The organism is Bacillus sp. NTK071, assembly GCF_017303315.1.
Taxonomy (GTDB): Bacteria; Bacillota; Bacilli; order Bacillales; family Guptibacillaceae; genus Guptibacillus.
In genome coordinates this window covers 76,424-91,954 of record NZ_JAFKOI010000006.1, presented here as the reverse complement: position 1 = coordinate 91,954, position 15,531 = coordinate 76,424, and the positions used below count along the sequence as shown (strand labels likewise).

General features: G+C 37.6%; 15 protein-coding genes. 8 read left to right on the top strand and 7 right to left on the bottom strand.

Going from position 1 to position 15,531, the window contains the following annotated elements; all coding sequences use genetic code 11:
• Positions 1 to 38: 38 nt before the first annotated feature.
• Positions 39 to 593, bottom strand: coding sequence for an HD domain-containing protein (locus tag JI666_RS11740; protein ID WP_206891979.1), 555 nt, complete (start codon positions 591 to 593; stop codon positions 39 to 41).
• On the bottom strand, positions 580 to 1,770 hold the full coding sequence (locus JI666_RS11735) for a DUF418 domain-containing protein (RefSeq protein ID WP_206891978.1): 1,191 nt from the start codon (positions 1,768 to 1,770) through the stop codon (positions 580 to 582). The genes JI666_RS11740 and JI666_RS11735 overlap by 14 nt, the downstream gene beginning before the upstream one ends.
• A gap of 282 nt (positions 1,771 to 2,052) precedes the next feature.
• Between JI666_RS11735 and JI666_RS11730 the strand changes: the two genes are divergently transcribed.
• Together JI666_RS11730 and JI666_RS11725 are read left to right on the top strand one after the other, a co-directional pair.
• A complete protein-coding gene (locus JI666_RS11730) occupies positions 2,053 to 2,589 on the top strand; it encodes a sigma-70 family RNA polymerase sigma factor (protein ID WP_286170771.1) in 537 nt (178 codons plus the stop codon).
• A 12-nt stretch (positions 2,590 to 2,601) separates the two neighbouring features.
• Complete coding sequence (locus tag JI666_RS11725) at positions 2,602 to 3,213, top strand: hypothetical protein (RefSeq protein WP_206891975.1); 612 nt, start codon at positions 2,602 to 2,604, stop codon at positions 3,211 to 3,213.
• Between the two features lie 36 nt (positions 3,214 to 3,249).
• On the opposite strand, the gene JI666_RS11720 is transcribed toward JI666_RS11725, so the two are convergent.
• A complete protein-coding gene (locus JI666_RS11720) occupies positions 3,250 to 4,545 on the bottom strand; it encodes a DUF2254 domain-containing protein (protein WP_206891974.1) in 1,296 nt (431 codons plus the stop codon).
• A 116-nt stretch (positions 4,546 to 4,661) separates the two neighbouring features.
• Positions 4,662 to 5,222, bottom strand: a complete 561-nt coding sequence (locus tag JI666_RS11715) for a methyltransferase family protein (RefSeq protein ID WP_206891973.1) — start codon at positions 5,220 to 5,222, stop codon at positions 4,662 to 4,664.
• A 416-nt stretch (positions 5,223 to 5,638) separates the two neighbouring features.
• Between JI666_RS11715 and proB the strand changes: the two genes are divergently transcribed.
• The 3 genes from proB to JI666_RS11700 all read left to right on the top strand — a co-directional run bounded on the left by proB (position 5,639) and on the right by JI666_RS11700 (position 9,545).
• Positions 5,639 to 6,781 (top strand): glutamate 5-kinase, encoded by a 1,143-nt coding sequence (gene proB / locus JI666_RS11710; protein WP_206892183.1) that lies wholly within the window; start codon positions 5,639 to 5,641, stop codon positions 6,779 to 6,781.
• Positions 6,782 to 6,888: 107 nt separating this feature from the next.
• A complete protein-coding gene (locus tag JI666_RS11705; protein ID WP_206891972.1) occupies positions 6,889 to 8,151 on the top strand; it encodes a glutamate-5-semialdehyde dehydrogenase in 1,263 nt (420 codons plus the stop codon).
• Between the two features lie 284 nt (positions 8,152 to 8,435).
• The gene (locus tag JI666_RS11700; protein WP_206891971.1) at positions 8,436 to 9,545 is read left to right on the top strand and encodes an oxidoreductase; all 1,110 of its coding nucleotides are present in this window, start codon (positions 8,436 to 8,438) and stop codon (positions 9,543 to 9,545) included.
• 107 nt (positions 9,546 to 9,652) lie between these two features.
• Here the strand turns inward: JI666_RS11700 and JI666_RS11695 are convergent, their stop codons facing one another.
• The 3 genes from JI666_RS11695 to JI666_RS11685 all read right to left on the bottom strand — a co-directional run bounded on the left by JI666_RS11695 (position 9,653) and on the right by JI666_RS11685 (position 13,289).
• Entirely contained in the window at positions 9,653 to 10,294 is a 642-nt protein-coding gene (locus tag JI666_RS11695; protein ID WP_206891970.1) for a YczE/YyaS/YitT family protein, read from the bottom strand.
• A 176-nt stretch (positions 10,295 to 10,470) separates the two neighbouring features.
• Positions 10,471 to 11,391, bottom strand: a complete 921-nt coding sequence (locus JI666_RS11690; RefSeq protein WP_206891968.1) for a peptidoglycan-binding protein — start codon at positions 11,389 to 11,391, stop codon at positions 10,471 to 10,473.
• Between the two features lie 650 nt (positions 11,392 to 12,041).
• Positions 12,042 to 13,289 (bottom strand): DUF5068 domain-containing protein, encoded by a 1,248-nt coding sequence (locus JI666_RS11685; protein WP_206891963.1) that lies wholly within the window; start codon positions 13,287 to 13,289, stop codon positions 12,042 to 12,044.
• 372 nt (positions 13,290 to 13,661) lie between these two features.
• Between JI666_RS11685 and JI666_RS11680 the strand changes: the two genes are divergently transcribed.
• The 3 genes from JI666_RS11680 to essB are packed head-to-tail and all read left to right on the top strand — an operon-like array spanning position 13,662 to position 15,523.
• Entirely contained in the window at positions 13,662 to 13,955 is a 294-nt protein-coding gene (locus JI666_RS11680; RefSeq protein WP_206891962.1) for a WXG100 family type VII secretion target, read from the top strand.
• Positions 13,956 to 14,015: 60 nt separating this feature from the next.
• Positions 14,016 to 14,258 carry an ESX secretion system protein YukD gene (gene yukD, locus JI666_RS11675; RefSeq protein ID WP_206891961.1) on the top strand — a complete coding sequence of 81 codons (243 nt, stop codon included), beginning with the start codon at positions 14,016 to 14,018 and terminating at the stop codon, positions 14,256 to 14,258.
• 14 nt (positions 14,259 to 14,272) lie between these two features.
• On the top strand, positions 14,273 to 15,523 hold the full coding sequence (gene essB, locus JI666_RS11670) for a type VII secretion protein EssB (RefSeq protein ID WP_206891960.1): 1,251 nt from the start codon (positions 14,273 to 14,275) through the stop codon (positions 15,521 to 15,523).
• Positions 15,524 to 15,531: the final 8 nt, after the last annotated feature.

Genomic DNA, 15,531 nt, shown 5'->3' with positions numbered 1-15,531 from the left:
AAGATAATCGTAGAATTTCTGTTAAAATTCTCCTGAACTTACTTATGAAACACTGCTATAATCGTTTCCTGCAACTGTTCAAATAAAGGATAACAAGCTTCTTCTGATGTGAGATTCATAATGAGACTAGTATAAATAGCGTCGTAATACCACTGTTGCTTATCTCTCCCTCTAGTAAATCGCTCCCATACTAATGACCCTTCACGATAAAAATCATTTTGAATGGTTCTCAAATTATGTAATTTATCCGCACATGTAATTTGTTTTACTGCAAACGATGCTGTCCTTAATTTCTTAATGGTATGGAGCTTTCTATCTTCCCACTCGAGACTTTTATCTGGTTCAGAACATGCTAACACGAGGTTTGCAATGACTTCTCCAAACTCAGCTTTCAAGTTATCGAAAGTGAGCCGCGTATCTTCAATAACATCATGAAGAATCCCAGCTGCTACAACTTCTTCTGTTGAACCTGACTCTAGCAAATAGAAACCAACTGTTACAGGATGAGATAGATATGGTAAGGACGATTTTTTTCGATATTGTCCATCGTGTGCAATCGCAGTTGTTTCTATAGCTTTCTCAATGATCTTCATGAGATATCCCTTCCTTCCTATTTCTCCTAATGGAGAATCTTTTTTGATACGTCACCATTCTCCAAATCCATTCAATAGGTCCGTATTGAAACGACTTTAGCCATATTCTGCTCCCCACCACTTGTAAAACAAAGATTCCTATTAATAGAGCAACACCTGTACTTATTTCGATACTTCCATATAACTCAAGTCCATAATGGTAGAAAAGTAAAGTGCCAACAATTGATTGCAGGAGATAATTAGTTAGTGCCATTTTACCAACCCATTCAAAAGCCTTCATTCTTCTGCCTGAGTAATAGAGTAACGATATGCATGATATATAAAATAAAGAAACGAGCGGTCCACCAAGACTATCTTGTAGATGTGTGTAAGCATAGGAATCGAACAGAAATGGACTAATTTTAATAGCAAACCCAAGTGCTCCAATGAGGAACAATTTCTTTACTAACGGAAGATGAATGACATCCCCATTTAACCAGCCTTTCTTGGCAAACCCTGCACCAAATAAGAAATAAGGAAAGAGCGAGAACAATAGGAATGCTCCATTCAGACCACCATTTACATAATACCAATCACTAAGACGTTGGCTCATAATTTCAAGGTAACTACCAGATCCATATACTAGAATAGAACGTTCTATCGCAGAAGGGTTATGAGTTGTTAAATCCGCGTTACTGAACGGAAGCATGAGAAGAAAAAATATAATCACATAGAAAAGCCAGAGTACAAGGCCGATTTGTATTAATGCCTTCCCATTCAGTCGAACAAAGAAAAGGAGCAAAAACCCACATAAGCTATAAGTAAATAGAATGTCACCGTGCCAGATAAAAGTAAAATGAATAACACCAAGTGCAAATAGAAACAGTAATCTTCTAACCATAACCGATCGAAACGGCGCACCTCTTGCAGTAAGGCGATTTCTTAAAATAAGAAATCCGTAACCGAAAAGAAACGAGAAAAGAGGATAAAAGCTTGCTTGTGCAAACAGATCGATGGTATTCATGAGGAGTTGATTCCATTGGTCCCCCCAGTAAGCAATTTGATCGATATACATCCATGGTGAATGAAAATCAATCATATTAACAAAGAAAATACCAAGGAGGGCAATCCCTCGCATTGCATCAATGGAATGTATTCGTTCGTTAGGGGCGATAGGAGCTAGTGTTGCTTTCGTCATCTTGTTCATCCTTTGTGTACATGTATTGTTCTTCTCAATATCGTTCCACACTCCTATGTCGTTCTCCTCTCCCTTTAGTCACTTCCCTCTATAGGTACAATTAACCATAGGAAAGAGATAAAGATCCTTTTTTTGTTTAATTTCAGGAAAATCCACCCAGTTTCACCATTTCTAATCTATAATGAACGCATGCCCACAAATTATGGAAAAACACACAAAATGAAACTCTTCATGCATGAACATCGTCATTTGTATTGAAGGGCTGAAGAGGGAGGGCCAGCCTTGGGGAAAAGAGAATTTACAGCTCATAAAGACATTGACCTCACGGATAAGGATGCGGTCCTTGAAACGATTATGGGTGAATATGGAGAAAGTGTTGTTTGGCTTGCTTATAGTTATTTAAAAGATAAAGCGAAGGCAGAAGATATAGCTCAGGACGTTTTTATCATATGCTATACGAAACTTGATAGCTTCAATAATGAAGCATCACTCAAATCATGGGTCCTTACGATTACTGCGAATAAATGCAAAGATGTACTTAAAAGCTGGTCCCATCGTAACATTGTTTTTGCTCAATCATTATTATCAACCTTTAAACACCAGGACTCGGCACCAGATTCTCAACTTGTTGGTTCAGAAGAGAATCAAGAACTAACCAAAAATATTTTGAATTTACCAATTAAATACCGAGAAGTCATTTTCCTCCATTATTTCGAAGACTTGAAAGTCCAAGAAATCAGCAACTTTCTATCACTTAAAGAAAACTCAGTTAAAACAAGACTTAGACGTGCAAGATTGCTACTGAAAGAAATGTATTAAGGAGGTGTGACAATGGATGAGAAGCTAAAAAACCTTCGTGCTAGAATGACCGATACAAAAGCCGTCACCTTTGATCACCGTCACAAAAATCGCGTTCGAAGTAGTCTTAAAGTTACTGCCCCAACTAACAAACGGTTATTAAGCGTTATTCAAGAAAGGTTTCCAGCTTTTCTTACATATATTGTACTCCTAGTCATGTTAACCGGCACTGGACTTTTCGCCGCTTCTGAAATGGGAGTTCTTTCTCAAGAGACTAAGACTGCAAAAATGAAACAGCAAGTAACTCCTACAAAAGAGGAGTTGTATACAAATATTCTACAATCACTAGAGTCCATCGATAGTGAAAACGATCACGAGCAAGCTAAAGCATTTACTGAGTCCTACCTTACTAATTTTGATAACTGGAAAATCAGTGATATGGATGCTGACTATAAAAATCATAATGCTATCCTTGTTCAGGGTAGAATAACGGAAGGTTTTTTTGACAAAACAACTTTTAGTATATGGCTCGAACCTGATACAGGACTTCCTCTTGAATATGTCATTCGAAATCAGGAAAGTAGTGTTCTAGAAGAATTCAAGCTTTCTAGTGACACGGTTGCGAAATCTTATAAACAAAAGTAAAGACTTCTGTTAGTACTAACAGAAGTCTTTACCATTTCATCGTTTGCATATCCTATTAAGTTCATTAGAGGTATGCTGTAACAACTCCCGATCTAAATCAGGAAATTCATTAAGATCAATACTATTCATTACATAAGAATGAAACTTCTGTATATCCCGCTTGATTGCCTCTTTTTGTCCGTCGGCTGTGAGAATCAATGCTTCTAATATTCCATTCAGCATCGCTACGTCATCCTGCCCGTAATGTCTAATTTGATAAAAGGACTTATAGAGATATTGAAAGAATGGTTTTGGTTCTGTTAATACACGAAGATTCCTTTTATCATCAAAGAAAGCCTCTTTAGGATGATAAGTATGACCTATCTTTGAAAGAATAGTTCCAATCCGGTTTGTACAGTTAATCGCAGTATGAGGATCATTAACCGATGGCGAAATTGCTCTTAGTGCGATTTCTACAAGTTTCTGAATAGAAAATTCTAAATCCTGATCATTAATTCGTTCTGTTCCAATGGCAATCGAGTTTATAATGTTGTTTTCAGAGAAAGAAGAGGGATCTGCTGACCATACCGTCGCTAATCTTGATCCAGGATTTACGTATCGTCCAACATCAGCGTCTATTCGAATTATACTTTCACTTTGAGTTGCGATTTGAATTAACTTTTTGTATGGAATGAGCTGAATATAGCCCATTTTTTTGCTATAAATCGGCCATCCTTCATCTTCATTTAACTCTTTCTTTTCCCAGCTATCCCACTTTTCGTAAGGCTCACCTTCATGCAATTCGCTTTTATCTTCAACGAGGGATAATGACTTTCTTGCAATTTTTTCTATTAAGTTGTTCACTTGAACAAATGTAGCAGAGTGATGGATAAAGAGAACAAAGAACAATAAACAAGTAATTGCAAGAATAACGGTTAATAATGGTGAAACAATTATGCGGCTGTCTTTCCCAGTAAGAAGAAGTAAATTAACTAGTGCAAATACAAATCCCGCTACGAAGATACCAAGAACATGCTGTGTAAAGCGATCAGATATGAAATCCTGGAGTACTCGTGGGGAGAATTGAGACGAATAGGTTGTTAGCACCACCATAATAGATGAGAACGAGATCGTCGTCATTGTTAAGATTGCGGTTACGAGCGGTCCGTACAGAGATTGTGCAATCTTTTCCGTTGATAGTAATAGCTTAGGCAATTGCCCGTTAAGTTGTGAGAAAAACATGAGATCAGCCCATGTACTCAACGCAACAACTCCGAGAGATATTAATCCGTATACAACCGGAAGAAACCAGAAGCTATTTCGTAAATTAATAGATGTTTTGGATAAGTTCATAATGGGATATCCTCTTTCATAAGTATGTCGTCCTATTCTTGTTCCCTAATTCACTTAACCTAATCCCAATTAGCTAATATGCCTATCATTTCCACCAATCTGCTGTGAGTTAGACTTCAATAAATAAACGGCACAAGTCGATAACGTTGATTACTCCATTCACGATAAGATTCTCCAACAGAATCATAGAGCATCCTTTCTTCTAGGCGTATCCGATATAGTAGAGCTGGTATTATCAATAGGATTGCTACAATCACACCACCCCACGTTCCAATATAAATGGGAATTCCTATTGTACTTAGAAGAAGTCCTGTATAAAGGGGATGTCTTAATATTCGATAAGGACCAGAACTCACAAGATCCACTTTACTCTCCACAATAACATTTCTTGAGAAGAAATGACCTAGCTCCTGAATTCCCCAGTATCTCAATGCAATCCCTCCTCCATATAGGAGCAATCCGATTACACTAGTAAGCTTACTTTTATCAAATAGGAAAAGTTCTAGCTCGCGAAAGAAGAGCGTAACAGCGATTGATGTGATAATCATAAAGAGAATAAGTAGAAAGGATCTATTTTCAATTGATGATTCACTCGTGCCTTGCTTCCCTCGCTTCATCATAAACTCTCCTACCCATAGAGCTGTTAATAGAACGAATATAGCATCAATGATATTCATATTGCCGCCCCTTTGCCTCTTCTTTATGAGCAGTATATCAAACTTCATACCCCCTGTCTGATACAAGTGTGGCGCCAATGTATAAAATACAACCTTTATTCATTTTTCATATGAAAACCCTTACATTTTGTGATTTATCAACTTTTTACGTATGCAAAGAAACGAATAAAGTGGATATAAATGTTAAAAAAACGCATTTTCCAATCTTTATATAGAGTGTTAAGCCCTCTTCTCATGTTCTAAGCGTATGTTAAGTGAGTTTAGAACTCACATCGTCCATATTCTTAGTTATTCTCCATGTATTCGGACTATTTGGGCAGGTCATGTTGTAAGGCGATGCCTGTTTGTTATACTCGTATAGTCAGTTGATTAAACGAAATCACACATTTAACGGCAAGTTATATAGGAGTGAAATGATGAATCTAAACGACGAAAAGAAACGAATCGTAATTAAAATCGGAAGCAGCTCTTTAACGAGCAGGCTCGGAGACATTAGCCGAAGAAAACTTGAAAAACTAGTTGATGACATTGTAATGCTTAAAGATGAAGGACACGAAGTTCTACTCGTATCATCAGGTGCAGTAGCCGCTGGTTACCGTCGACTTGGGTGCCTTGAACGTCCAACATCACTTTCAGAAAAACAGGCTGCCGCATCAATCGGCCAAGGACTGTTAATGGAGGCTTATTCAGAACGGTTCATATCTCACGGCTATACTGCTTCACAAATTCTGATTACGCGTAGTGACTTTTCTGATCGCAAAAGATACAACAACGCACGAAATACCATTAATGTATTGTTAGAACGAGGAATCGTTCCAATCGTCAATGAGAATGATACTGTAACTGTTGAACGATTGAAATTTGGAGATAATGACACACTATCAGCAAAAGTTGGAGCACTTGTAAGTGCCGATCAACTCATCATTCTATCTGATATAGATGGACTATATGATGATGATCCAAGGAATAATCCAGATGCAAAGCTTCTCGAACATGTAACAGAAATCACACCTGAAATTGAAGATTCAGCTGGTGAACCTGGTAGCTCAGTAGGTACGGGTGGCATGAGATCCAAGATCGATGCCGTCAAAATAGCAATGGCTTCAGGTACGCCATCTTTCCTTGGTAATGCAACAACGAAAGGCATTATTTATAACGCTGTTCACGAAACAGCAAAAGGAACGTACTTTACACCTGAAGGACAAGCAGAACTTGATAACAAGAAACAGTGGATTGCATTTAACTCAGGTCCTGAAGGTGAAGTAATTGTAACAGATAAAGCAAGCTCAGAAATTTCCGAACATGAACGTAGCCTACAACCAAAAGGTGTTCATTATGTTCACGGACACTTCAAACCAGGTGCAGTTGTTAAACTAACTGATATGGATGGAGAGGAAATTGGAATTGGCGTAACGAACTACTCTTCCAAGCATCTAAAGATGATCAAAGGATTATCAACAGATGAAATTTCGGAACTCATTGATACCTCGGTTAAAGAAGCCGTTCATATTAATGACTTTGTCTATCACGATCAGTTAGCTATTCCACTCGGATCATAAAACGACGTCAGAGGGGGCATTTACTCCCTCTATTCGTTTGTAATGCAAAAAACTTAACTAGTCACAAAAATGATATAAAATATAAGAAAACATATAGGAGGCGTTTGATGACTACTCTAGATCGTACAGTCAATGTAAAGGAACAAGCAAAGAAAGCACAGGTAGCTTCTAAATCACTTTCCCTACTAACAACGAAAGAAAAAAATGAGGCTCTACTCATTATTGCAGATGAACTTGAAAAAGAAACAGAGTTTATTCTTAATGAAAACAAGAAAGATTTAGATCGCGGTAAAGAAAAAGGATTCACTGACGCGTTCATGGATCGTCTTCGTTTGACCGAAGATCGTGTAAAAGATTTCGCAAATGGTCTTCGCGAAGTTGCAGAACTTGAAGACCCTGTTGGAGAAGTTATTTCCGACTGGAATCTCGATAATGGCATGCAGGTTGAACAAGTACGCGTACCTCTCGGCGTTATTGGTATGATTTACGAAGCACGTCCAAACGTAACGGTAGATGCAACCGGATTAGCATTGAAATCTGGTAACGCGATCGTGCTTAAAGGTGGTTCAAATGCGCTTAATTCCAATAAAGGCATTGTCCGCGTCATTCACGAAGCACTTCCAAAAACAAAGATTCCAGCCGAAGCCGTTCAGCTAATCGCTACAACTGACCGTGAAGCAACAAGTCAGCTTTTCACTATGAAAGAGCATATTGACGTACTCATTCCACGCGGTGGAGGAGCGCTTATCAACACTGTGGTTAACAATGCAACAGTACCCGTTCTTGAAACCGGAGTTGGGAACTGTCATATCTATTTCGATGAAACAGCTGAACCAGAAAAAGCAATTAATATTCTTATTAATGCAAAGACAGACCGTCCTGCAGTTTGTAATGCCGCAGAAACGCTTATTGTTCACCATAAATGGCTTGAAGAGAATAAAGATCTTCTTGAAAAATCACTTGCAGATCACAACATTAAAGTGCATGGTGATGATCACATTGTAAACACATTTAAAGATGCAGTACCAGCAGATGAAGATGACTGGAGCAATGAGTATCTTGGTCTTGAAATTGCAATTAAAACAGTAAACAACACTCAGGAAGCGATTGACCATATTGAAACGTATGGCACAAAGCACTCTGAAGCAATCATTACAGAAGATTCTAAATCAGCTTCACTTTTCCGTAACCTTGTAGACGCTGCAGCTGTTTATCACAATGCTTCTACTCGTTTCACTGATGGATCTGCTTTAGGCTTTGGTGCAGAAATTGGTATTTCTACACAGAAGCTTCATGCAAGAGGGCCAATGGGATTACCAGCTCTTACAACGATTAAGTATTGCATGACAGGTACAGGTCAAATCCGATAAAGTTTAAAAGATAACTCCATCAAAAGGAGTTATCTTTTTTTAGGTTCTTTTGGAGACAATGTTCCTTGAAATTAGTTGATTTGCGCTCCAATAGGCGAAGTGTGGCTTGTTATACTTAAATTCTTTCAAAAGCAACAACTTATAGAAAATAATCTATCTAAACTACTCTGTGTGTATGAAGGGTGTAAAAATGTGGAACCCATTGTGTTGAGCATAACCTTCGTTTAAGGGGAAAGTATCCCCTATAATGAGTACCGTAATGACTTAAAGAAGGGATGATTATAATGGTATATGAAAACTTATATACACCTAACCAATTAGGAAAACTTTCATTGAACAATCGGTTTATTGTTGCTCCAATGACACGAATTACGGCAACAGATGATGGTAGCGCAACAACAACAATGCGTGATTATTATGAGCGATTTGGAAAAGGAGGTTTTGGTGCTGTTATTACAGAGGGCATCTATACAGATGAATTATATAGCCAGGGGTATTTAAATCAGCCTGGCCTTACAAATAAAAACCATGTAGAAACATGGAAAAACGTCGTTTCTGCTGTTCATGATTATGATACAGCAATCATTGCTCAATTGATGCATGCAGGAGGTCAAAGTCAAGGGAATGCTTATACTGACGTAACTGTAGCTCCGTCAGCAATCCCACCAAAAGGTGAACAGCTTGGTTTCTATGGCGGTTCAGGTACATTCGATGTTCCGAGAGCACTAACGCTCGATGAAATTGAAGAAATTCGACACTCTTTTGTTCAAGCAGCTCGCAATGCTAAAGAAGCAGGATTCGATGGTGTAGAAATACACGGTGCGAACGGCTACCTACTTGATCAATTCTTAACTGATTACCTAAATGAACGCGACGATGAGTACGGTGGTTCACTCGAAAATCGCTTGAAACTAATCGTTGAAGTAATTAAAGATGTTAGAAATGAAGTAGGAGAAGACTTTACTGTAGGCATTCGCCTTTCTCAAATTAAAGTCGCTGATCCTGCTTATAAATGGCCTAATGGTGAAGAATCAGCGAAGACGATCTTCTCTACTCTTGAGCAAGGATTGGATTATATTCACGTTACGGACCCAGATGCTACTCAACCTGCTTTCGGTGAAGGAACAAAGTCTTTAACCGCAGCAGCGAAAGCATTTAGTAGCTTACCAATTATTGCAAATGGTCAGCTTGGTGACCCGGATAAAGCAAGCGAGCTCATCGATCATAAAGATGCTGACTTTGTAAGCCTTGGTACAAGCGCACTTGCTAACCCTGATTATCCTAATCGTCTTGCAAGCGAAAATGAATTGAATGCATTTGATTTCGAAAGTACACTCCTTCCACTTGCTTATATTAAAGAGCATGAAGTTAAAGCGGAAATTATTAAAGCATAATCACGAAATAATCCCTCTCCAAAACTGGAGAGGGATTTAGTATTTTTTGCGCCATAAATTAATGACAAAAGAAAAAACCCTACCATCTCTGGCAAGCTTTTACTTCATTAATAGGAAGACTCTTTTGGTGAAGTCGGATGTTGATACGTGAGCATAGCTGTTAGTATCGTTTTGCATTGTGGAATGGAATAACGAAGAATGTTACCCAGCATAAAGGCAATAACAATACTTCCAATCCCAACAGGTCCACCAAGTGCCCATCCTAGCAATAAGACGACTATTTCGATTCCATTTCTAACCCAATCAATTCGCCATCCTGTTTTTTCAACAATGATAAGCATAATCCCATCTCGTGGACCGGCTCCTAGCCCCGATGTGACATATAATCCAATACCATATCCGAGGACGATAACACCTAGGACATAAACAATTCCCTGTATAACTAGCGACTCTGGTGAAGGTAGAACATACAGAAACAAATCAATAAACAATCCTAGAAGCAGCATATTCAAAAATGCTCCTATCTTTGGATACGTTTTTGTGTATAGTGAGGTGAAACTCAGTAGGATAAAACCGGTAATAATCGACCAGGTTCCTATTGTTAATCCAAACTGTTCATATAAACCATAATGAAATACATCCCAGGGGCCTATTCCAAAAGCTTTTCCCTTAATCGTCATGGCAATTCCAAGACCAAGAACAGCGAGACCTATGAAAAAGAAGCTCCACCGAATAATTGTATTACGCATAAAATGGCTCCTCTCGTGCACAACAAATTCAAACCTTTGAAACTATATCACACGAAAGAAAACATAAAAACCACCCGGGAAACTAGGAAATCTGAGTAGATTACGAACACATTTACTAGAAATAGCAAAAAAAACTGCCTGATCAATGATCAGGCAGTCGGTTATTTACTATTTTACTAGTTAAGAACTGTTACAGTTAATGTCTTACGACCAAAGTCTAGTGCATCTTGGCGATCAGCCATGAATAGGTCAATACGATTTCCTTGGATAGCACCGCCAGTATCACCAGCGATTGCTGTACCATAACCTTCTACATGTACTTTAGATCCAAGTGGGATAACATCAGGGTCAACAGCGATTACTTTTTGATCTGGGTTTGCTCTCAAATCAATACCAGTTGCTGTTACACCTGAACAACCAGTACAAAACGCGGTATAAGCTGTCGCTTCTACGCTAATTTCTTTACCACTTTGCTCAGAAGATTTGCTTTCTGAGTTTGATTGCTTAGCAGATGTGGAATTAGAGTTTGTAGAAGTCGTCTTCACTTCTTCTTTATTAGAAGCTTTAGCTGGTGCAGTTCCACCATTCAATACTGACCATGTGTTCTTACCAGCAATGCCGTCTACTGCAAGGCCATTGTCAGCTTGGAACGCACGTACAGCTTGTTTAGTGATAGGACCATAGATTCCATCTACTGAGTAGTTATAATATCCACCAAGCTTTTCCTGTAGTGCTGCTACGGAATGACCGCGGTCACCCTGTACTAGCGTACGTTGAGCTTGTCCATTGTTTACGTTTTGAATTGCTGAAAATGTATTGGGACCTGCGATGCCGTCTACTGAAAGACCGTGATCTTTCTGGAATTGCTTTACAGCACCTTCAGTAATTGATCCGTAGTATCCTGTAGATTCATCATAGTTGAAATACCCTTTGGCTGACAGTACATCCTGTAACTCGACAACGTCGCCGTGTTTTTCACCATAAGAAAGTGTTTGATCTCCTAGTGCCGCCTCTGAAACTACCGGACTAGCAAACATCATTCCAGCTAGTGCTGTGGATGTAACCACGTTTCTTACAATGTTTTTACGAGCTACCATGTATACATTCCTCCTGAGAGTTTTTAATATTGGTGTTGTTTTGTTTCTTTCTCAATCACCCATGTTCCACATGATAACAGGCAAATATAACACAGCGATTTTAGTCCAATAACAAGTCGGTTACATAAATATGACAGATTAATACGGATTTTATAACCTTTGCACAATATAGTACTATTTTACCATTTACATGAGGCTTATATTACAATTGTGTCATGATTTTGGTTAAAACCCTATTTTTTGGTTCTGCAAAAAGAACAAAAACAAATAATAACTTTATAGATTGCATTATGAATAGACTATTTTACCTAGGTTAGTAGGAAAACAATGCTAATGAATGATTTATCCCAAACAAAAAACAGCACACGTTAACTTGTACGTGTACTGTTTTTGACTTTAATCCTTTAAATACGAAAGATTATTTTAACTCAATTTGCCCTACTTTCATTTCAAAGGATCCATCGATATATAAGAGTGGCGATCTCTCTGTACCACTCTTAGAATACTTCACCACATGGTTTCGCATGGAATAGGCAGCTTAAAATGGACGAAGGCAAAAGCAGTCTTTGATAATCATTTTATCTCTATTACACTTATCTTCTTCATTTAATAGAAATGCAGCTGCATTTACTTCAATAGTTTTAGAAATATTAGCGAGGTAAGGAAAAATTGATCGTTTTACGCTTGAATAATTGTTCTTCTTTAGCCATTAAATCACCAAATTCTAAATCGAACGTTTTCATCGTTTCAAATTCATCTTTTCTAAATAAGAACACATGAAGTTTTTCTTTAGTTTCTCCAGCTTCAATTTCCATAGGAACACTTTCTGGCTCTAAGCTAGCGGCTGTAAAAGCATTACCTCGATCATCATCAATTTTAACCTTGGAACCAAAACTCCAAATATCGATAGGGTCTTTTGAAGTATTTTCTAGGGTAAGCTTTACAGTTAAAGCAACAACTCCACCATCTTTAAAATTGCTGAACTTACTTTCGCTTTCTGCTGTAGGGATGACTTCTGTATATTGTAAGCCATTGAGAGTAACGCTTAGATCCTCTAGTTGTTTTGTTTCATTGATTCCCTCTTTTTCATAAAGCATTTTCTTCTCAGCTATATTTTCGGTCATCAAATCATCTTGATAGAATTTATTAGATTCTGCTTTTGCTTCTTTTTTCTGTTCTGTGCTATAAGCAAAATCAAAAATAGCATTACCAGAATAAGCACCACTAAAATCTTTGTTCTCAGATGCTCTTCCTTCAATAACAAATTTCGGTTTAACTTCTTTAATTTTTTCATATTCTTCCGTTGTTAGTACAAAAGATACGAGTCCAGTAACTTTTTCTCCTGCACCAAATTTAGTAGACTCTTCTTCCGTTTCAGAAACAGGATATTCATCCCTCACAAAAGTTCTACCACCATGTAAATAATCAAACTTGTTGCTCAATTGTATGTTAAGAACAATTGGATAGTATATAGCTTTATTTCTAGTATTATTTATCGTAACTTCAGTTGTAATGACATAACCTTCCGTTTTATCATCAAATTCATACATACCTGCTTGCATGTCTGTCACTTTAACTATTTGATATTCATTAACAGACACAATAAATCCATCCATATCATGTACATAACCTGGATCTTCATTTGTGAAAATTTCTTCAACATCACCGTCTGATGCTTCTGCGATGTTGGGATTCATGATATCACTCGAAGATGAAGGTTCTTCTGTAGTTTCTTCCTTTTTAGACTCTCCACTATCTTTCTTATTTTCCTGCGTTCCAGCACTTTTGGTTTCTTCTTTTGAATTTGTACTTACTTCTTCTTCATTCGCATTGCCACAAGCAACCGTTAACATTAGCATTGCAAGTACACTTGTTAAAAAGAAAATTCGCTTCTTCATATCTTCACAGCCCTTCTAGTTTTCCACACACCATAATACATGTTTTCTACTAAAAGATCTTTGTTTTTAACCTTTTTCCTATTTTTCAAATAATAATTAAATAACTTGTGATTTTCTTACACTAGATTACTAATTTAGGAATAAGATTTTTAACTAAAATTCCATTTTTTATATTATCAGTCCATAATTTACATCTAATTAGTTACATTGGAAATTAGAAAGGTAAAAAGTCATAGTCTATAAGTTTCATTTTTTGGCATTCTATACATAATACCTATCAAGTTATTACAAATTATGCTAACTATATATAGGAAAGACTAATGAAATCCTAAGATTTATTTGCACATTATTAATTTAGAGGAGTGATTTGAAATGGCAGGTCAAATTCGCGTAACACCAGAAGAACTAGAAAGTATGTCTTACCGTTATTCATCAGAAGCAGACAAGGTTGGGGAGCAAGTTAATAGCTTAAATGAAGTAATGTCTCAACTCAAATCTATGTGGGAAGGTGAATCAAGCCGTGCATTTGAAGAGCAATATGAAACTCTTAAACCCTCTTTTTATCAAATGCAGCAATTATTAGAAGATGTTTCAACACAGCTGAAGAGCACAGCTAGATCCCTTGATGAGGCTGATAACCAGATTGCTAACCAAATTCGCGGCTAAGCGATAAAGAATTGATCAGGAGCGCTTAACTTAGCGCTCCTTCCTTATGAGGTGAATGAAATGTACATTGAAGTAACTGTCGATCTAGGCCACTATAAAAAGGGTCGATTCATTGACCTAAGACTTTCAAACTATCACTCCGTTAAGAAACTCATTGAAATTGTTTGTCAAACTGAGCATATCGAAACCCCTCCTAATCAAAACCAATGGGTTCGGCTAGTGAATAAGCACAAAATAGTAGCTGCTAATGAGCGTTTAATTGACGCAGGTATCATGACCGGAGATCGAATTGAAATACTCTGAAGGAGATCACAACCATGTCGAATCAAGTGAAACCCTATCTTGAAACACAAATAGATGCGAGCATTGCAAAAGAAAAAAATAAGATTACCTTTCTGTTCCAGAAAGAGAAAATCAAATTCGATGATCTGTCAGAAGTTCATTTTCTAAGTCAGATCAATACAGGAATCCCTAGAACGATTGATATGACTGAAGATGAGGTGAATATACAGCACGAGCTTTTACCCTCGATAACGCCTCTTCCAACCAAACTGAAAGAAATGAATGAAAGCGATCGCCTCGCAAGTGCTTATCAACTTGTGCAGAAAGTTAAGGATCACCGCTATACACGTCTTAACTTAATTGTATGTCCTGATAACCTTGTACTGGATCAGGGATTGACGCCACATTTCTTGCATTTTGGGGTGAAGGAAAGCCTTCCTCCTTACGAAGATAATCCTGAACGTATTCTAGAAGAAACACGGGCTACCGTTGCAGCTATGATGAATCCAGAGCAATCATTCGAACATTATCTCTATTATTCTGACACACTCACACTATCATCAGAGCTTAAACAGGTTCTTCAAGCAAAAACGCTAAATGATCTTCAACCCATTATTCATTCAAGAATAGAAGCGTTACATAAGAAAGATTCAGAATTTGTGAAGGTAAATAAAAAGAAATGGAAAACGAGTCGTTATGTGCTACTTGGCGTTTCCATTTGCTTACTACCAACATTACTATACTCCCTGTACTCATTGTTCCTTCTCCAACCAAAGCAAGAGAACATTGTACAGGCGCAGGAGAATTTTTTAACCAATGACTATAGTGAAGTAGTGAACTCCCTTGAATCTTATAGCATTGACGACATTCCAAAAGTGACACAATATCAGCTTGCCCTCTCCTACATTATTAATGAATCATTAACAGATGAGCAAAAAGAAAGTGTACGTAACACGATTTCACTTCAATCTGATCCAAGGTACTATGAATATTGGATTCATATTGGGCGGGGTGAAGCGGAACAAGCACTTGAAGTCGCACGTTATTTAGAAGATCGCGACTTATTAATGTATGGCCTCCTGAAGCGTAAAGAACAAGTGAAAGCAGATTCAGATCTTGATAGTGAAAAGAAACAACAGATGATTAATGATCTTGAACAAGAGTTTGAAGAATATGAAAGAGAACTCAACGAACAGCAAGAAGACCAGCCGCAAGAAGAGCCGACACAGGATAATCAAAAAGAAGATGAGAAAAAGCAAAACGATCAGAAGAAAGATGACAAATAGATTGGAGG